Consider the following 18,750-nt stretch of genomic DNA (forward strand, 5'->3'; position numbering starts at 1 on the left):
CCAGATTGTCCCGCACTTTTCTGCCGCGGGCCATCGAGCCGCTGGATCGCTTCGAGGGGGCGAGTTCAATCGGCCATGGCGTCCGCACGGACCAGGCGGCGGACCTGTACCACGTAGAGGACTCCTGCCCACCAGTAGAGCGTTGTACCCCATCCGGCGAACGCCCATCCGAAAACAGCAGCAAGTGACGGGAGCCACCCGCTTCCATCGCTGAGCAGGAGCAACGGGAAGGCGTACATCAGGTTGAAAGTAGCCGCCTTCCCCAGGAAGTTCACCTGGGGCGGCGGATAGCCATGGCGCCTGAGGATGCCCACCATCACCAGCAGAACCAGTTCTCGCGCAAGAAGTACGGCAGTCAACCAGAGCGGCAGAATCTCCCGCCAGGTGAGTCCGACCAAAGTCGAGAGAATGTAGAGCCGGTCTGCAGCAGGATCCAGGAGCCGGCCGAGGTTGCTGACCTGATTCCAACGCCGGGCGAGCTTGCCGTCCAGGTAGTCACTGATCCCGCTGAGCATCAGTACCAGCAGAGCCCAGCCATCGCTCTTCGGTCCGCCGAACTCCGGCCTGAGGATCAGCCACAGGAACAGCGGCACACCGAGGAGCCGAGCCATGCTGAGGATGTTGGGGATGGTGAGGACCCGGTCCGTCTGGACCCGGGTCTCCTGGACCTCCACCCGGGGGCCTCCTGTGGGGAAACGTGCGAACGATGCCCCCTGACCTTACCTCAACGCAAAAAAGCTCTGGCTCCTGGGCGGTGTGCCCAAGAGCCAGAGCTATAAAAGGAGTTCGGCGGCGTCCTACTCTCCCACAGGGTCCCCCCTGCAGTACCATCGGCGCTGTGAGGCTTAGCTTCCGGGTTCGGAATGTAACCGGGCGTTTCCCTCACGCTATGACCACCGAAACACTATGAAACTGTCGAACAATGCCGCACCACATCAGGGATGTGGGGCTGTTCGTGGTTTCAGAACCAACACAGTGGACGCGAGCAACTGAGGACAAGCCCTCGGCCTATTAGTACCGGTCACCTCCACCCATTACTGGGCTTCCAGATCCGGCCTATCAACCCAGTCGTCTACTGGGAGCCTTACCCCATCAAGTGGGTGGGAATACTCATCTCGAAGCAGGCTTCCCGCTTAGATGCTTTCAGCGGTTATCCCTCCCGAACGTAGCCAACCAGCCATGCCCTTGGCAGAACAACTGGCACACCAGAGGTTCGTCCGTCCCGGTCCTCTCGTACTAGGGACAGCCCTTCTCAATATTCCTGCGCGCGCAGCGGATAGGGACCGAACTGTCTCACGACGTTCTAAACCCAGCTCGCGTACCGCTTTAATGGGCGAACAGCCCAACCCTTGGGACCGACTCCAGCCCCAGGATGCGACGAGCCGACATCGAGGTGCCAAACCATCCCGTCGATATGGACTCTTGGGGAAGATCAGCCTGTTATCCCCGGGGTACCTTTTATCCGTTGAGCGACGGCGCTTCCACAAGCCACCGCCGGATCACTAGTCCCGACTTTCGTCCCTGCTCGACCCGTCGGTCTCACAGTCAAGCTCCCTTGTGCACTTACACTCAACACCTGATTGCCAACCAGGCTGAGGGAACCTTTGGGCGCCTCCGTTACTCTTTAGGAGGCAACCGCCCCAGTTAAACTACCCATCAGACACTGTCCCTGATCCGGATCACGGACCCAGGTTAGACATCCAGCACGACCAGACTGGTATTTCAACGACGACTCACCGCGAACTGGCGTCCGCGTTTCAAAGTCTCCCAGCTATCCTACACAAGCCGAACCGAACACCAATATCAAACTGTAGTAAAGGTCCCGGGGTCTTTCCGTCCTGCTGCGCGAAACGAGCATCTTTACTCGTAGTGCAATTTCACCGGGCCTATGGTTGAGACAGTCGAGAAGTCGTTACGCCATTCGTGCAGGTCGGAACTTACCCGACAAGGAATTTCGCTACCTTAGGATGGTTATAGTTACCACCGCCGTTTACTGGCGCTTAAGTTCTCAGCTTCGCCCGACCGAAGTCGGACTAACCGGTCCCCTTAACGTTCCAGCACCGGGCAGGCGTCAGTCCGTATACATCGCCTTACGGCTTCGCACGGACCTGTGTTTTTAGTAAACAGTCGCTTCTCGCTGGTCTCTGCGGCCACACCCAGCTCGAGGAGCAAGTCCTCTCACCAGACATGGCCCCCCTTCTCCCGAAGTTACGGGGGCATTTTGCCGAGTTCCTTAACCATAGTTCACCCGAACGCCTCGGTATTCTCTACCTGACCACCTGAGTCGGTTTAGGGTACGGGCCGCCATGAAACTCGCTAGAGGCTTTTCTCGACAGCATAGGATCATCCACTTCACCACAATCGGCTCGGCATCAGGTCTCACCCTGTATGAGTGGCGGATTTGCCTACCACTCGGGCTACACCCTTACCCCGGGACAACCACCGCCCGGGATGGACTACCTTCCTGCGTCACCCCATCACTCACCTACTACCAGCTCGGGTCACCGGCTCCACCACTCCCACCCACAGCAAAGCTGGGGGCAGGCGGCTTCACGGGCTTAGCATCACTGGATTCGATGTTTGACGCTTCACAGCGGGTACCGGAATATCAACCGGTTATCCATCGACTACGCCTGTCGGCCTCGCCTTAGGTCCCGACTTACCCTGGGCAGATCAGCTTGACCCAGGAACCCTTAGTCAATCGGCGCAAACGTTTCTCACGTTTGTATCGCTACTCATGCCTGCATTCTCACTCGTGAACCGTCCACAACTCGCTTCCGCGGCTGCTTCACCCGGCACACGACGCTCCCCTACCCATCACGATCCCCGTTGGGGGTACATATCGCAATGACACGACTTCGGCGGTACGCTTGAGCCCCGCTACATTGTCGGCGCGGAATCACTAGACCAGTGAGCTATTACGCACTCTTTCAAGGGTGGCTGCTTCTAAGCCAACCTCCTGGTTGTCTCTGCGACTCCACATCCTTTCCCACTTAGCGTACGCTTAGGGGCCTTAGTCGATGCTCTGGGCTGTTTCCCTCTCGACCATGGAGCTTATCCCCCACAGTCTCACTGCCGCGCTCTCACTTACCGGCATTCGGAGTTTGGCTAAGGTCAGTAACCCGGTAGGGCCCATCGCCTATCCAGTGCTCTACCTCCGGCAAGAAACACACGACGCTGCACCTAAATGCATTTCGGGGAGAACCAGCTATCACGGAGTTTGATTGGCCTTTCACCCCTAACCACAGGTCATCCCCCAGGTTTTCAACCCTGGTGGGTTCGGTCCTCCACGAAGTCTTACCTCCGCTTCAACCTGCCCATGGCTAGATCACTCCGCTTCGGGTCTTGAGCGCGCTACTATGTCGCCCTATTCGGACTCGCTTTCGCTACGGCTTCCCCACACGGGTTAACCTCGCAACACACCGCAAACTCGCAGGCTCATTCTTCAAAAGGCACGCAGTCACGAGACGAAGAGCAAGCTCTCCGTCCGACGCTCCCACGGCTTGTAGGCACACGGTTTCAGGTACTATTTCACTCCGCTCCCGCGGTACTTTTCACCATTCCCTCACGGTACTATCCGCTATCGGTCACCAGGGAATATTTAGGCTTAGCGGGTGGTCCCGCCAGATTCACACGGGATTTCTCGGGCCCCGTGCTACTTGGGTGTCTCTCAAGCAAGCCGCTGACGTTTCGACTACGGGGGTCTTACCCTCTACGCCGGACCTTTCGCATGTCCTTCGCCTACATCAACGGTTTCTGACTCGCCTCACAGCCGGCAGACTGTGAAAGAGAGATCCCACAACCCCCACGACGCAACCCCTGCCGGGTCTCACACGTCGTAGGTTTGGCCTCATCCAGTTTCGCTCGCCACTACTCCCGGAATCACGGTTGTTTTCTCTTCCTGCGGGTACTGAGATGTTTCACTTCCCCGCGTTCCCTCCACACTGCCTATGTGTTCAGCAGCGGGTGACAGCCCATGACGACTGCCGGGTTTCCCCATTCGGAAACCCCCGGATCAAAGCCTGGTTGACGACTCCCCGGGGACTATCGTGGCCTCCCACGTCCTTCATCGGTTCCTGGTGCCAAGGCATCCACCGTGCGCCCTTAAAAACTTGGCCACAGATGCTCGCGTCCACTGTGCAGTTCTCAAACAACGACCAGCCACCCATCACCCCGAACCCTTAACGGTCCGAGTGCACTGGGGCCGGCATCCGAAGACAGACCTTTACGGCCGTGCCCTCAGACACCCAACAGCGTGCCCGGCACACTCCCCGCTTCCCTCAACGTTCCACGCTCCGAAGAGCAGTACTGGAAGGAGAAGACGGTCAAGTGTGCCGAATAATCAACGTTCCACCCATGAGCAACCAGCACCGGACATTCGCCGATGTACTGGCCTCTGACCGAGCAAGCTCGGTAAGAAGTGCTCCTTAGAAAGGAGGTGATCCAGCCGCACCTTCCGGTACGGCTACCTTGTTACGACTTCGTCCCAATCGCCAGTCCCACCTTCGACAGCTCCCTCCCACAAGGGGTTGGGCCACCGGCTTCGGGTGTTACCGACTTTCGTGACGTGACGGGCGGTGTGTACAAGGCCCGGGAACGTATTCACCGCAGCAATGCTGATCTGCGATTACTAGCAACTCCAACTTCATGGGGTCGAGTTGCAGACCCCAATCCGAACTGAGACCGACTTTTTGAGATTCGCTCCACCTTGCGGTATCGCAGCTCATTGTATCGGCCATTGTAGCACGTGTGCAGCCCAAGACATAAGGGGCATGATGACTTGACGTCGTCCCCACCTTCCTCCGAGTTGACCCCGGCGGTCTCCTGTGAGTCCCCATCACCCCGAAGGGCATGCTGGCAACACAGAACAAGGGTTGCGCTCGTTGCGGGACTTAACCCAACATCTCACGACACGAGCTGACGACAGCCATGCACCACCTGTACACCGACCACAAGGGGGCGCCCATCTCTGGACGTTTCCGGTGTATGTCAAGCCTTGGTAAGGTTCTTCGCGTTGCGTCGAATTAAGCCACATGCTCCGCTGCTTGTGCGGGCCCCCGTCAATTCCTTTGAGTTTTAGCCTTGCGGCCGTACTCCCCAGGCGGGGAACTTAATGCGTTAGCTGCGGCACCGACGACGTGGAATGTCGCCAACACCTAGTTCCCACCGTTTACGGCGTGGACTACCAGGGTATCTAATCCTGTTCGCTCCCCACGCTTTCGCTCCTCAGCGTCAGTAATGGCCCAGAGATCCGCCTTCGCCACCGGTGTTCCTCCTGATATCTGCGCATTTCACCGCTACACCAGGAATTCCGATCTCCCCTACCACACTCTAGCTAGCCCGTATCGAATGCAGACTCGGGGTTAAGCCCCGAGCTTTCACACCCGACGTGACAAGCCGCCTACGAGCTCTTTACGCCCAATAATTCCGGACAACGCTTGCGCCCTACGTATTACCGCGGCTGCTGGCACGTAGTTAGCCGGCGCTTCTTCTGCAGGTACCGTCACTTTCGCTTCTTCCCTGCTGAAAGAGGTTTACAACCCGAAGGCCGTCATCCCTCACGCGGCGTCGCTGCATCAGGCTTTCGCCCATTGTGCAATATTCCCCACTGCTGCCTCCCGTAGGAGTCTGGGCCGTGTCTCAGTCCCAGTGTGGCCGGTCGCCCTCTCAGGCCGGCTACCCGTCGTCGCCTTGGTGAGCCATTACCTCACCAACAAGCTGATAGGCCGCGGGCTCATCCTTCACCGCCGGAGCTTTCGACCCTCACAGATGCCTGCGAGAGTGATATCCGGTATTAGACCCCGTTTCCAGGGCTTGTCCCAGAGTGAAGGGCAGATTGCCCACGTGTTACTCACCCGTTCGCCACTAATCCACCCCGAAGGGCTTCATCGTTCGACTTGCATGTGTTAAGCACGCCGCCAGCGTTCGTCCTGAGCCAGGATCAAACTCTCCGTGAATGTTTTCCCGTAATCGGGACGACACCACGAGAGCGGAACAGTCGGAGGAATAATCCGACCGTTCACAGCGTCCTCGCTGTGTTATTTCAAAGGAACCTCGTCCCGATCATGATGACCGGAGACGGGGTATCAACATATCTGGCGTTGATTTTTGGCACGCTGTTGAGTTCTCAAGGAACGGTCGCTTCCTTTGTACTCACCCTCTCGGGCTTTCCTCCGGGCTTCCCTTCGGTGTTTCCAAACTCTATCAGGGTTTTTCCGACTCCCTGACCACCGTCCTGCAGGCATGCAGAAGGTGACCCCGAGATAGGATCTGACAAGTTGGGTGCTGCCAGGCAAAGACGCTTGGTTCGCGTCACTCAGCCGTAAGCAGGAGTACGACTGTACACGGGGCCGCGGAGCGCGTGCAAATCGTTTGGGGTTATGGTCTAGACCACCGAACGGCTCACCCACGCAGAACCGGTACTTCCTATGACATACCCTGCTGAACAGTGCGCCGTCCGGTACAGGCAGTGACGGCCCATATAAATCTCCACCCCTGGGAGGCTTCCCATGACCACCGTGACGTCCCCGCTCGCAGGACGCGCCATCGGACTGGCGGCAGTGCCGGATCCGGTCTTCTCCGGGGCCATGGTCGGCCCGGGTACAGCGATCGACCCCGCCCGTGAGCCCTCCGAGGCCGTCTCCCCCGTGGACGGAGTCATCGTTTCCCTCCACCCGCACGCGTTCGTAGTTGTGGACGAGCAGGGCCACGGCGTTCTCACCCACCTGGGCATCGACACCGTGCAGCTCAACGGCGAGGGCTTCGAGCTGCTCGTGAGCAAGGGCGACACCGTGACCCGTGGTCAGAGCATCGTGCGCTGGAACCCGGCCGCCGTCGAGGCCGCCGGAAAGTCCCCGGTGTGCCCGATCGTCGCGCTGGAGGCCACCGCCGAGGCCCTTGCCGATCTCCGTGACGAGGGCGATGTGAAGGCGGGCGACAGTCTCTTCCTCTGGAAGTGACGTCAGCGCCGTCCAGCGACGGCATATAGGGACAACCATCGCGGCGGCGGGACCCGCCGCACTAACGGAGACGGGTGAGATGGAGACAACGCTGCGAGGCGTCGGCGTGAGCCACGGTGTGGCGATCGGCGAGGTTCGGCACATGGGAACGGCGGTCCTGGAGCCGCCGGCCAAGCAGATCCCGGCGGAAGAGGCAGGGCGTGAACAGGGGCGCGCCCGCAAGGCCGTGGAGGCTGTGGCAGCCGACCTGATTGCGCGCGGCAATCTGGCGGGGGGCGAAGCCCAGGCGGTGCTCGAGGCCCAGGCGATGATGGCGCAGGACCCCGAGTTGATGGCGGACGTGGAGCGCCGTATCGCCGTCGGCAGCACGGCCGAGCGCGCGGTGTACGACGCTTTCGCCGCGTACCGCGAGCTGCTGGCGAACGCCGGTGAGTATCTGGCCGGTCGGGTGGCCGACCTGGACGACGTGCGGAATCGTATCGTCGCCCGTTTGCTCGGGGTTCCGATGCCGGGTGTCCCGGACAGCGACGAGCCCTATGTCCTGGTCGCCCGTGATCTCGCGCCGGCCGACACGGCGCTGCTGGACCCGACCCTGGTGCTCGGGTTCGTCACCGAAGAGGGCGGGCCGACCAGCCACAGCGCGATCCTGGCGCGGGCTCTCGGTGTTCCGGCCGTGGTGGCGCTGCCCGGAGCCGGTGAGCTCGCCGAGGGGACGATGATCGCCGTCGATGGCAGCACCGGCGAGATCTTCGTGAACCCGAGCGAAGAGAAGAAGGGACAGCTGGAGGCCGCTGCCGCCGAGCGCAAGGCCGCGCTGGCCGCCTCGACCGGTCCGGGCGCCACGGCTGACGGCCACAAGGTGCCGCTGCTGGCCAACGTCGGTGGCCCGTCGGACGTGCCGGCCGCGGTCGAGGCCGGTGCCGAGGGTGTCGGTCTGTTCCGTACCGAGTTCCTCTTCCTCGACGACAGCAAGAAGGCGCCGTCGGAGGAGAAGCAGGTCGAGGCCTACCGGCAGGTGCTCGAGGCCTTCCCCGAGGGTCGTGTCGTCGTGCGCGTGCTGGACGCGGGTGCGGACAAACCGCTGGAGTTCCTCACTCCGGCCGACGAGCCGAACCCGGCTCTGGGTGTGCGCGGGCTGCGGACGCTGCTCGACCACCCGGAGGTGCTGCGCACGCAGCTGACGGCGCTCGCCAAGGCGGTCGAGGGCCTGCCGGTGTACCTCGAGGTTATGGCCCCGATGGTGGCCGACCGGGCCGACGCCAAGGCGTTCGCGGACGCCTGCCGTGCGGCCGGGCTTCAGGCGAAGTTCGGCGCGATGGTGGAGATCCCGTCGGCGGCGCTGCGGGCGCGCTCGATCCTTCAGGAGGTCGAGTTTCTGTCGCTGGGCACCAATGACCTCGCGCAGTACACCTTCGCCGCCGACCGTCAGGTGGGTGCGGTGTCCCGCCTTCAGGACCCGTGGCAGCCTGCGCTGCTGGACCTGGTGGCGCTGTCCGCCGAGGCGGCGAAGGCGGAGGGCAAGAGCTGTGGTGTCTGCGGTGAGGCCGCGTCCGACCCGCTGCTCGCGTGTGTGCTGACCGGTCTGGGTGTCACCTCTCTTTCCATGGGCTCGGCATCGATTCCTTATGTGCGGGCGACCCTCGCCAAGTACACGCTGGCCCAGTGCGAGCGTGCCGCGGCGGCCGCTCGGGCTGCCGACAGCGCCGAGGAAGCGCGCGGTGCGGCACAGGCCGTGCTGTCCGGCGAGTAGGAAGTCCGGGGCGGTTCTCGCCTGGTCTTGAGGGGCGCTCCACCTTCGGGTGGGGCGCCCCTTGCGTGCTCAGTGCGTGTGTCCTCGTCCCCCTGTTTCTCCGAGGTCCGGCGGGACGGTGTAGTCGACGTTGGACTCCGGGGAGATGAGGTCGCCGGATTCGATGTCGGTGCAGTAGGCGTCGAAGACCTCGCCGGCGGTGAGGGGTTCGAGGCCGTCTCCGCGTAGGCGCCAGCCATAGATGGTGTCGGCGGTACCGGGTGTGCTGGTGCGCATGACGAGGCCGCCGGTGCTCTGGGTGGCGATTCCGAGGGCGAGGACGGTGGTGAATTCGAGGGCTTCGGCTTCGTCGAGTTCTGTGCTGCCCTTGGCGTCGTCGTCGGCGTGGAGGACGGAGACCAGTGCTTCCGGTGTGCTGGAGACGCTGCACACGAGATGTCGGTGGCCTGGTCCGGCGGTGTCGAGGATGCGGACGAGCAGGGACGAGGCTCGGGCGAAGGCGGCGCGGCCGATGTCCTCACCGCAGGTGGCGCAGGCGCCGAGGCGGGTGAGGAGGGTGGCGGCGTACTCCCAGGTGGCCTGGCGGACGGCTTCGTCGATGAGGTCCGGGACGAGGTCGGCCAGTGGCTGGCCGTCGTACGGGAGGCTGGGGCCTGTGGCGGCGAGCTCGGCGGTGAAGCGGGTGCGACTGGAGGGGATGTCCGGGTCGAGGCCGGTGTCCGCGCAGAACTCGGCGTACTCCAGCGGGTCGAAGAGGGCCACTGTGGTGTGGCTGCCTCGTGAGGCTCGTGTTTTGAGGAGTGCCTCGACCTGTTGGAGGTAGATCGTGTGGTCGTCGAAGGCGAAGCTGCGATAGCGCCGCATGGCGCGGAAGTCGTGCTCGTCGGTGAGCAGGCCGATGGTGCCGGCGATTTCGCGGCGCAGGACGCGTCGCATGGTCTGGTGGTCTGTGTGCGTCATGTTTCCCCCTGCGCATGGTCGATCAATGCTCACTCACAGTAACCGAGGGCACTGACAATGCGTCTGGCCTCGGACTTTGCCGTTGTGCTGGGCAGTCCGAGGCCAGGTGCGGGGTCGGGCGAGGTTCGGTCAGGCGCGCTTGCGAGCGAGGTCCTCGTAGAAGTGCAGCAGGTCGAGGTCGTCGATGGAGCCCGGGTTGACGGCCTTGTCGAGGGGGGTGCCCTGGAGGAGGCGCTTGACGGGTACCTCGATGCGCTTGCCGGTGAGGGTGTGCGGGATGCCCGGTACCTCGATGACCTCGTCGGGGACGTGACGCGGGGAGAGGTGTTCGCGGATGGTCTGCTTGATGCGGTTCAGCAGGGCCTCGTCGAGTACCGCTCCGGGCGCCAGGTGGACGAAGAGCGGCATCCAGTAGCCGCCATCGGGCTGTTCGATGCCGATGACGAGGGATTCCTTGATCTCGGGGAGTCGCTCGACGGCTTCGTAGATGTCGGCGGAGCCCATCCGCACGCCTTGGCGGTTGAGGGTCGAGTCGGAGCGGCCGTGGATGACGACGGAGCCGCGTGCGGTGATGGTGATCCAGTCTCCGTGGCGCCAGACGCCGGGGTAGGTGTCGAAGTAGCTGTCGTGGTAGCGGCTGCCGTCGGGGTCGTTCCAGAAGTGGATCGGCATCGAGGGCATGGGGTTGGTGACCACGAGTTCGCCGACCTCGTCGATGAGGGGCTTGCCGCTCGGGTCCCAGGACTGGAGGTCGGTGCCGAGGCCGGCGGCCTGGAGCTCTCCGATGTGCACCGGCAGGGTCGGTACGGCTCCGGCGAAGCAGGAGCAGACGTCGGTGCCGCCGCTGACGGAGGCGATCCAGAGGTCCTCGCGGACTTCGTCGTGCAGCCAGCGGAATCCGTCGGGCGGCAGCGGGGAGCCGGTGGTGGCGACGCATCGCACCTTCGAGAGGTCGAAGTCGCGTCCGGGGTGCACGTCCGCCTTGCGGCAGGCCATGGCGTACGCGGCGGAGGTGCCGTAGAGGGTGGCGCCGGTGCGTTCGGCGACGCGCCACTGGGCGCCGGTGTCCGGGTAGCCGGGGCTTCCGTCGTACAGGACGATCGTGGTGCCGGTGAGGAGGCCGGAGACGAGGAAGTTCCACATCATCCAGCCGGTCGAGGTGTACCAGAAGAAGGTGTCCTCGGGGCCGAGGTCGCAGTGCAGGCCGAGCTGCTTGAGGTGTTCGACGAGGATGCCGCCCTGGGACTGGACGATCGCCTTGGGCAGGCCGGTGGTGCCGGAGGAGTAGAGCACCCACAGGGGGTGGTCGAAGGGCACCTGCTCGAAGACGGGCTCGGTGTCGGCGCCGGTGAGGGCCGACCATTCCAGGGCGCCGTCGGGTGCCTCGGTGCCGAGGACGGGGATGTGGACGACGGCGCGCAGGGTGGGCAGCTCGCGGCGGAGTTCGGCGACGGTGTCGCGGCGGTCGTGTTCCTTGCCGCCGTAGCGGTAGCCGTCGACGGTGAACAGGACGACCGGTTCGACCTGCTGGAAGCGGTCGAGGACGCTGCGGGCGCCGAAGTCGGGGGCACAGGAGGTCCACACTCCGCCCACGGCCGCCGTGGCGAGGAGGGCGACGACGGCCTGGGGGATGTTCGGGAGGTAGCCGCTGACGCGGTCGCCGGGGCGTACGCCGAGGGTACGCAGTTCGGCGGCGAGGGAGCCGACCTGGCGGCGCAGCTCGGACCAGGTCACCGGGGTCGGCTCGTGGGTCTCGTCGACGTGGAGGAGGGCGGGTTCGGCGGCGCGGGTCTCGGCGGCGCGCAGGGCGTGCTCGGCGTAGTTCAGGGTCGCCCCGGGGAACCACTCGGCGCCGGGCATGCCGCGGCTGCCGAGCACGCGCGCGTAGGGCGTCGAGAACCGTACGTCGAACCACTCGGTGACGGCCTGCCAGAAGGTGTCCAGCTCGTCGACGGACCAGCGGTGCAGTGCCGGATAGCCCCCCTCGGCCGGTGCTCCGTGGCGCTCTGCCGCCCAGGCCTGGAATTTCGTGACCTGTGCGTGGGTGATGCGTGCCTGATCCGGCTGCCAGAGCGGCTCGGGGTTCAGGGTCGACATGGGGCGGCTCCCGGACTGTGCGCTTCGTGTGCGTCGTCCGCGCACGGGCTGGGTGTGCGCGTGACGCGGCTGACACGGACGATGCCATGTGATCGACTCCCGCACCAGGGCGCCCCGCACATAGTCCGCGTCGTGAAGATGTGGTCCCACCACGGGTGAACGGCAGTTGAACGGCACTCCTATGTGGGCCGGTCAGTGGCAGGCTGAGCAGCATGGACGGTCGTGACCTGGTGCGTTCGGTGATGGTGGTCGGTTCTGCGGGGGCGGCCCAGGGGTTGCGTACTGTGCGGGCGGCATGGCGCAGGCGGCGCGCGGACGCGGCCGGGCTGCCGCCCAGGGGGGCCGAACGCGCTCGCGTGCCCGGTCCCGTGCAGGCGGTGGAGCCCGGTCCCGGCGGTGGGATCCTGCGGTTCAGCCGGACGACGCTGCGGATCACGGTGGCCGTGAACGGTGCCGTGTTCTGGGGCTGGGACGGGGCGGAGGCCGAGCCGTCGTACGCGCTGGCCGGTCGTTGTCCGGAGCCGGATCCGCGGGTGGTGCTGGAACCGGACAAGGACGGCGGCTGGCGGGTGGTGGCCGAACGGGCGACGGTCGTGGTCTCGCGGCACGGTGCCGTCGAGGTGCTCACGCCGGGCGGTGTCACGCTGCGCCGTGATCTGCCGCCCCGATGGTGGGAGCCGGTCGACGGGGGTCGGGCGCGCTGGATGCAGCGCTCGGAGGTGGCCGCGGACGCGCGCTTCTTCGGGCTCGGTGGACGGGCTTCGGGGCCGCGGCTGCGGGACGGCACGTACCGCCTGTGGAACACCGACCCCGGTCATGCCTTCGGGCCGGGCGACGATCCGCTGTACATCACCATGCCGGTGCAGATGGTTGTGGCCGACGCGGCGACCCATCTGGTGTTCCACGACACCTCCTGGGACGGCACGGTGACGCTGCGGGAGGGCGAGGAGGGGGCCGGTTCCGGTCACGACCGCGCGGGGACGTGCGAGGTGCGGATGGAGGGGGGGCCGCTGCGGTGCTGGGTGATGGTCGGCACCCCCGCGCGGGTGCTGCTCGCCTGGGCTTCGCTGACGGGGGCTCCCGCGCTGCCGCCCGCGTGGGCGCTCGGCCATCACCACGCGCGGTGGGGCTTCGGCGGTGAGCAGGAAGTGCGGCGGATCGTGTCGGGTTATGTGGAGCGCGGGTTGCCGCTGGACGCGGTGCATCTGGACATCGACCACTACGACGGTCACCAGGTCTTCACCGTCGACCAGGATCGCTTTCCCAAGCTGCCGCAACTCGCCGATGAGCTGCGGCGGGACGGTGTCCGGCTGGTGTCGATCGTCGACCCGGCGGTGAAGGCCGATCCGGGCAACTCGGTGTACGACAGCGGGTCGGCGGTGGACGCGTTCGTGCGGGACGCGTCCGGCCGCTTGGTGGAGGGCGTGGTCTGGCCCGGGGAAGCGGTGTTCCCGGACTTCACGGACGCGCGCGTGCGCGAGTGGTGGGGCGGTCTGTACGAGGAGCGGTTGGCGCAGGGGTTCGCGGGCTTCTGGCACGACATGAACGAGCCCACGTCGTTCGCCGCGTTCGGGGAGTCGACGTTGCCGCGTTCCGCCCGGCATGCCCTGGAGGGGCGGGGCGGCGATCATCGGGAGGCGCACAACGTCTACGCGCTGTGCATGGCCAGGGCGGGCTATGAGGGTCTGCGCGAACTGGCGCCCCAGGAGCGGCCCTTCGTCTTCTCCCGCTCGGGATGGGTGGGTCTCCAGCGCTACGGCGGGGCGTGGTCGGGTGATGTGGCGACGGGGTGGCCGGGGCTGCGGGCCTCGCTGTCGCTGGTGCTGGGGCTGGGTCTGTGCGGGGTGCCGTACTCGGGGCCGGACGTGGGGGGATTCGACGGGAGCCCGTCTCCTGAGCTGTATCTGCGGTGGTTCCAACTGGGCTCGTATCTGCCGCTGTTCCGGACCCACGCGAGTCTGCGCGCGGGGCGCAGGGAGCCCTGGGAGTTCGGTCCGGAGGTGCTGGAGCACGCGCGCGTGGCGCTGGTGGAGCGCCGGCGGTTGGTGCCGTACTTCCTGACGCTGGCGCATCTGGCTCGGCGTACCGGGGCGCCTTATGTGCGGCCGCTCTGGTGGGGCGCGCCCGAGGACCGGGCGCTGCGCGACTGCGAGGACGCCTTTTTGCTGGGTGACTGTCTGCTGGTCGCGCCGGTGCTCGATCCCGGTGCGGACCGGCGGGCCGTGCAGCTGCCGCGGGGCCGGTGGTACGACACGGTGACGGGGCAGGTGTACGAGGGTCCGGGCCAGGTGCTGGTGGACGCGCCGCTCTCCCGGATTCCGGTGCTGGCGCGTGCGGGTTCCGTCCTGCCCGTGCGTGGGGCGGAGGGCGATCTGGAGCTGGAGGTGTGGGCGCCCGCGCGGGGGCGGACCGGGGGCGGGCTGGTCGTGCCGGACGCGGGCGACGGTTGGGACGAACCGGAGGTCGAGCGTTACGTCGCCCGCTGGGAGGGCCGGCGGGTGGTCGTGGGGCGTGAGGGTGAGGACGGTGTCGGCGAGCCGCCCTACCCGGTGCGTGTACGAGGGATCGCGGGGGCCTGAGCTCAGATGTAGCGGCCCTCGAACCAGGCCCGTACGGCCACGGTGTGCAGGGGGAAGGCGAGTTCCTCGGGGCGGCGCAGGAGGTGCCAGCCCTCCGTCTCGTCCGTCCCGGCGGACGGCGGGAGCTGGTCGGCCGGCCGCTCCGGGAGGAGCCCGAACAGCAGCAGGTGGCTGTCGGGCGCGCTCATCGCGTCGATCAGCCGTACGTCCCGGGTGGCGGCGTCGATGCCGGTCTCTTCCTTGAGTTCGCGGACGACGGCCTGTCGCCAGTCCTCGCGGTCGTCGATGTATCCGCCGGGCAGTGCGATGCCCCCACGCGCGGGAGGGATGGTTCGCGTGATGACGACCAGGGCGGTGCCCTGGGTGTCGTACACGGGCTGGAGCGCGATGGCGACCGGCAGCGGGTTGCGGTAGGCGATCGCGCCGCAGACCGGGCAGGTGCGGGGCCAGCCGGTCACGCCCTCCCCGAAGGGCGCTCCGCAGCTCGAACAGTGGGAGTCGGGCACGGAGTTGGGGCTGGAGTGTTGAGTTTCGGACACGCGGCGGACTGTATCCGATCACGTGAACGACGTCTTCCGGGGGTGGCCCGTGCATGCCGGGGCACGGAGCGACGGGGGACGGTGTCCTTTCGCGGAGGCCCGTGCCACACTTCTGACGTTCCGTCAGATCTGGTTCCGGGGAGGGTTCTTGTCACGCACACGTAAGCCCGTGATCGCCGGATGGTTCTCCGGCGACGGGGACGAGTTCCGGCTTCTCGGTACGCGCTGCTCGGCATGCGCCTCGGTGTTCTTCCCGCGTGAGGACGCGCATTGCCGGAACCCGGGGTGCCCGGGTGGCGACCTGGAGGAGGTTCCACTCTCCCGACGGGGCCGGATCTGGTCGTACACGGACAGTCAATATCGGCCACCGTCACCCTATGTGACCGATCCGGAACTTCCGTGGGAGCCGTACACGTTGATCGCTGTGGAATTGGAGGCAGAGCGCCTGGTGGTGCTCGGGCAGGCGGTTCCCGGAGTCACCGTGCGTGATCTGGCGGTGGGCATGGAGGTGGAGGTCGTGCCGGGAGTTCTCCATGAGGACGCGGAGACGGTCCGGACGACCTGGCAGTGGCGGCCGACGAGGGGGCGATGACGGCATGACGGACGAGGTGGCGGTGCTCGGCGTGGGTCTGCACCCCTGGGGCAAGTGGGGGCGCGGCTTCGTCGAGTACGGCGCGGCGGCCGCGCGCGCGGCGCTCGCGGACGCGGAGCTGGACTGGCGCGACGTGGGGTCGATCGTCGGCGCGGACACCGTGCGGGGCGGCTATCCGGGCTATGTGGCCGGGGCGACGTTCGCCAAGGCGCTCGGCTGGCAGGGGGCCCGGGTCAGCAGCGTGTACGCGGCGTGCGCGTCCGGTGCCCAGGCCATCGGCGCCGCGCGGGCGCAGATCCTCGCGGGGCTCGCGGACACGGTGCTCGTGGTGGGGGCCGACGCCGCTCCGAAGGGCTTCTTCCGGCCGGCGGGAGGGGATCGGCCGGACGATCCGGACTGGCTGCGCTTCCGGGTCCTCGGGGCCACCAATCCGACGTACTTCGGCTTGTACGCGCGGCGGCGCATGGCGCTGCACGGGGACACTGCCGAGGACTTCGCTCAGGTCAAAGTGAAGAACTCGGCCATGGGGGCGCTGAATCCGTACGCGCGCTATCGCAAGCGGGTCACCGCCGAGGAGGTGGCCGCCTCCGCGGTGGTCGCCGATCCGCTGCGGCTGCTGGACATCTGCGCGACCTCCGACGGCGGCGCGGCGCTGGTGCTGTCCAGCATGGATTTCGCTCGGCGACACGGCATGGCGGAGCCGGTGCGGATCCGCGCGGTGTCCACGGTGACCCCGCGCTACCCCAGCACGGTGCTCGACCTGCCGGACATCGCGACGGACTCGGCGGTCGCGGTGGAGCCCGCCGCGGAGACGTTCCGGGCGTCGATCGCCCGCGCCGCGTACGGGGAGGCCGGTATCGGACCCGAGGATCTCTCCCTGGCGGAGGTCTACGACCTTTCCACCGCACTGGAGTTGCAGTGGTACGAGGATCTGGGGCTGTGCGCCGAGGGCGAGGGCGCGAAACTGCTGCGGGAGGGCGCGACCGGCCCAGGCGGGCGCATACCCGTGAACGCCAGCGGCGGGCTCGCCTCCTTCGGCGAGGCCGTGCCCGCACAGGCCATCGCCCAGGTATGCGAACTGACATGGCAGTTGAGGGGCACCGCGGGCGATCGGCAGATCGCGGGCGCGCGCGTGGGCATATCGACGAACCAAGGACTGTTCGGGCACGGCTCAGCTGTGGTCACGGTGCGGTGAGGAGGCCGTCGGAGAGGGGCGCGTGGACGGGCTTTCCACGCTCTGTGACCATCCCGGAATCCTGCGTGAACGTCTCATGAACTGGGCTCGGGCGCGCGCGGGGAGCGCCATTATGCTTCCCGTGCACTCCTGGACGGATACTCTCCGCTTCGCCTTCCAGCCGGTGGTCAATCTCACCACCGGCGGGGTGGCGGGGCTGGAGGTTCTTGCCCGTCCGGAGACCGGCGACATCCTGGCCGAAGCCCGACGGGACCCCGAACTCGACGGCGGTCTGGCCGTGTCGGCGGTCCGGGCCGCGGCCCGCAAGGAGACGCTGCTGCCCCTGCATGTCAACGTCTTCGCCGGGACCCTCGCCGACCTCGCCGGGCTGCCCCAACTGCACGACGCCGTGCGGGAAGTGGGCCGGATGACCTGGGAGGTGACCCTCGACATCGTCCCGCCGTACACGCACGTGCCCCAGCAGGCGCTGCTGGAGGCGGTGGCCGCGCTGCGGGAGCAGGGCTTCCGGATCAGCGCGGACGGCGTCGGGGACGGCGACGTACCCCTGCGGCTGCTGATCGACATGGCGCCCGACCTGGTGAAGCTCGATCCCTCGCTGCTGGCGCGGCCGGCGGCGGTGCGGGCGATGCGGACCCTGTGCGACGAACTGGGCGCGCTGCTGTGCGTGGAGGGCGTCGAGACCGAGTTGCAGTACGCGGCGGCGGTCACGGCCGGCGCGCAACTGGCGCAGGGCGAGCTCTTCGCGCCGCCCTCCAGGCTGCCCGCGGCGGACGTATACGTTCCGCCCCGCCGCCCCGGTGGTGGCGCGCCTCCGCGTTCGGGGCCGCCGGTACGGGAGTTCGTACGGCCCGCCGCCCTCTTGCCGGCCACCGCGTCCGCCGGTCAGGTGCGCACCCTGCTGACCGGGTCGCCGGACGTGTCCGGAGTGCTGCTCGTCGACACGCGCGGGGTGCCGGTCCGGTCGGTGCACCGTTCGCGGTTCCTGCTGTCCATGTCGGGGCGCTACGGCCATGCCCTGTACGCCGACCGGCCGGCGTTCAAACTCGGGGACGCGCCGCGGACGGTCGGTGTCGACGCCACCGCCTGGGAGGTGCTGGACGTCGTGGCGGTGGGCGACCGGGACCGTACGTCCGACGATGTGGCGGTCGTGGACCGGTACGGGCGGTGTGTGGGCGTCGTACGGCTCGCGGACCTCGTACGGGCGCTCGCCGAGTCGCGGGTCGAGGAGGCGGCGGGGCTCAATCCGCTGACCCGGCTGCCCGGTTCGGACGCGATCACCGGCGAGGTGGACCGCCGGATCGCGGACGGGCGGACGTTCGCGCTGAGCTGGCTGGATGTCGACCACTTCAAACAGGTCAACGACGGCGCCGGGTTCGCGGCGGGTGACGAGCTGATCCGGGCGGTGGGGCGGACCTTGCAGCACGCGGCGTCGGGCAGCACGCGCGTGGGGCACATCGGCGGCGACGACTTCCTGGTACTGGCCGATCCGGAGGGGCTCGACCCGCTGGCCGCCACCGTCCTGGACGCGCCGTGGTCGGCGGGCGGGCGGCCCGTCACGCTGTCCCTGGCGACGGTCCTGTGCGTGCCGGGGAGTGTGCTGGACCACCGGCAGGCCGCCGCCTGTCTGGCGCCCCTGAAGCAGGCCGCGAAGTCGTTGAGGGGGGCCAGTTGGGTGCTGGGCCGCGCGGGGCTGCCCGGTCATGAGATCCGGCGCGGCGCCGGAGCGGCGGCACCGGAGCGGTGTGCCGTGGCCGAGCCGGGCAGAGGCTGAATCCGGACCCTCGGTGTCCCTCACGGCCGTACGGGCGCGCCCTCAACCGGTGTCGTCCGCGACCTTGACGCCCTTGGGACACCGGTGAACACTTCCGGTGTCAGTCGACATCGCCGTACATTCACGGCGTACCAGGCACTGTGCCCACGCGCGGGATCGCCTGATTCAGCCACGGCCACGCTCCGAGGCGATGCGACGACTACGGCACGCTCGTCACGGACGCCGGGCGGGGCGCGGGACCTCCCTGCCTTCGGCTGAAGTCGCCATGGGAAACGCACCCTGCACGAGGACCGGGGTCGATCACTCCG

10 protein-coding genes and 3 rRNA genes are annotated in these 18,750 nt (G+C 66.8%); 6 read left to right on the forward strand and 7 right to left on the reverse strand.

The genetic code is table 11. The features are described 5' to 3' along the window. Window positions 1-65: 65 nt before the first annotated feature. The 4 genes from pgsA to STRCI_RS07100 all read right to left on the reverse strand — a co-directional run bounded on the left by pgsA (window position 66) and on the right by STRCI_RS07100 (window position 5,957). The gene (gene pgsA, locus STRCI_RS07085) at window positions 66-674 is read right to left on the reverse strand and encodes a cardiolipin synthase ClsA (protein ID WP_269657996.1); all 609 of its coding nucleotides are present in this window, start codon (window positions 672-674) and stop codon (window positions 66-68) included. Window positions 675-784: 110 nt separating this feature from the next. Beyond that, window positions 785-901 (reverse strand): 5S ribosomal RNA (gene rrf, locus STRCI_RS07090). Between the two features lie 90 nt (window positions 902-991). Further along, window positions 992-4,118, reverse strand: a 23S ribosomal RNA gene (locus STRCI_RS07095). Window positions 4,119-4,431: 313 nt separating this feature from the next. Then, window positions 4,432-5,957: ribosomal RNA gene (locus STRCI_RS07100) — 16S ribosomal RNA — on the reverse strand. Together the 16S, 23S and 5S rRNA genes form the textbook arrangement of a ribosomal RNA operon. Before the next feature lie 552 nt (window positions 5,958-6,509). On the opposite strand from STRCI_RS07100, the gene STRCI_RS07105 reads away from it, so the two are divergent. Both STRCI_RS07105 and ptsP read left to right on the forward strand, forming a co-directional pair. Continuing rightward, window positions 6,510-6,959 carry a PTS sugar transporter subunit IIA gene (locus tag STRCI_RS07105; RefSeq protein WP_269657997.1) on the forward strand — a complete coding sequence of 150 codons (450 nt, stop codon included), beginning with the start codon at window positions 6,510-6,512 and terminating at the stop codon, window positions 6,957-6,959. 79 nt (window positions 6,960-7,038) lie between these two features. Next, window positions 7,039-8,709: a phosphoenolpyruvate--protein phosphotransferase gene (gene ptsP, locus STRCI_RS07110; RefSeq protein ID WP_269657998.1), complete on the forward strand. Its 1,671-nt coding sequence runs from the start codon at window positions 7,039-7,041 to the stop codon at window positions 8,707-8,709. A 69-nt stretch (window positions 8,710-8,778) separates the two neighbouring features. Here the strand turns inward: ptsP and STRCI_RS07115 are convergent, their stop codons facing one another. Together STRCI_RS07115 and STRCI_RS07120 are read right to left on the reverse strand one after the other, a co-directional pair. Continuing rightward, a complete protein-coding gene (locus STRCI_RS07115) occupies window positions 8,779-9,669 on the reverse strand; it encodes a hypothetical protein (protein ID WP_269657999.1) in 891 nt (296 codons plus the stop codon). Window positions 9,670-9,798: 129 nt separating this feature from the next. Continuing rightward, window positions 9,799-11,766 carry an acetoacetate--CoA ligase gene (locus STRCI_RS07120; protein ID WP_269658000.1) on the reverse strand — a complete coding sequence of 656 codons (1,968 nt, stop codon included), beginning with the start codon at window positions 11,764-11,766 and terminating at the stop codon, window positions 9,799-9,801. A gap of 212 nt (window positions 11,767-11,978) precedes the next feature. Between STRCI_RS07120 and STRCI_RS07125 the strand changes: the two genes are divergently transcribed. Beyond that, on the forward strand, window positions 11,979-14,345 hold the full coding sequence (locus STRCI_RS07125) for a glycoside hydrolase family 31 protein (RefSeq protein ID WP_269658001.1): 2,367 nt from the start codon (window positions 11,979-11,981) through the stop codon (window positions 14,343-14,345). Window positions 14,346-14,347: 2 nt separating this feature from the next. Here STRCI_RS07125 and STRCI_RS07130 read toward each other — a convergent pair whose 3' ends face one another. Then, complete coding sequence (locus tag STRCI_RS07130) at window positions 14,348-14,884, reverse strand: NUDIX domain-containing protein (protein ID WP_269658002.1); 537 nt, start codon at window positions 14,882-14,884, stop codon at window positions 14,348-14,350. A 169-nt stretch (window positions 14,885-15,053) separates the two neighbouring features. On the opposite strand from STRCI_RS07130, the gene STRCI_RS07135 reads away from it, so the two are divergent. The 3 genes from STRCI_RS07135 to STRCI_RS07145 all read left to right on the forward strand — a co-directional run bounded on the left by STRCI_RS07135 (window position 15,054) and on the right by STRCI_RS07145 (window position 18,442). After that, on the forward strand, window positions 15,054-15,476 hold the full coding sequence (locus STRCI_RS07135) for a Zn-ribbon domain-containing OB-fold protein (protein WP_269664502.1): 423 nt from the start codon (window positions 15,054-15,056) through the stop codon (window positions 15,474-15,476). Between the two features lie 4 nt (window positions 15,477-15,480). Next, on the forward strand, window positions 15,481-16,671 hold the full coding sequence (locus STRCI_RS07140; protein WP_269658003.1) for a lipid-transfer protein: 1,191 nt from the start codon (window positions 15,481-15,483) through the stop codon (window positions 16,669-16,671). 121 nt (window positions 16,672-16,792) lie between these two features. Beyond that, window positions 16,793-18,442, forward strand: a complete 1,650-nt coding sequence (locus STRCI_RS07145) for a GGDEF domain-containing protein (protein WP_269658004.1) — start codon at window positions 16,793-16,795, stop codon at window positions 18,440-18,442. Window positions 18,443-18,750 lie beyond the last annotated feature (308 nt).

It is taken from the genome of Streptomyces cinnabarinus (assembly GCF_027270315.1).
Classification (GTDB): domain Bacteria; phylum Actinomycetota; class Actinomycetes; order Streptomycetales; family Streptomycetaceae; genus Streptomyces; species Streptomyces cinnabarinus.

Coding starts and splice junctions, on each gene's coding strand:
- STRCI_RS07105 (WP_269657997.1), top strand. CDS start 6,510: ATGACCACCGTGACGTCCCCGCTCGCAGGACGCGCCATCGGACTGGCG.
- ptsP (WP_269657998.1), top strand. CDS start 7,039: ATGGAGACAACGCTGCGAGGCGTCGGCGTGAGCCACGGTGTGGCGATC.
- STRCI_RS07115 (WP_269657999.1), bottom strand. CDS start 9,669: ATGACGCACACAGACCACCAGACCATGCGACGCGTCCTGCGCCGCGAA.
- STRCI_RS07120 (WP_269658000.1), bottom strand. CDS start 11,766: ATGTCGACCCTGAACCCCGAGCCGCTCTGGCAGCCGGATCAGGCACGC.
- STRCI_RS07125 (WP_269658001.1), top strand. CDS start 11,979: ATGGACGGTCGTGACCTGGTGCGTTCGGTGATGGTGGTCGGTTCTGCG.
- STRCI_RS07140 (WP_269658003.1), top strand. CDS start 15,481: ATGACGGACGAGGTGGCGGTGCTCGGCGTGGGTCTGCACCCCTGGGGC.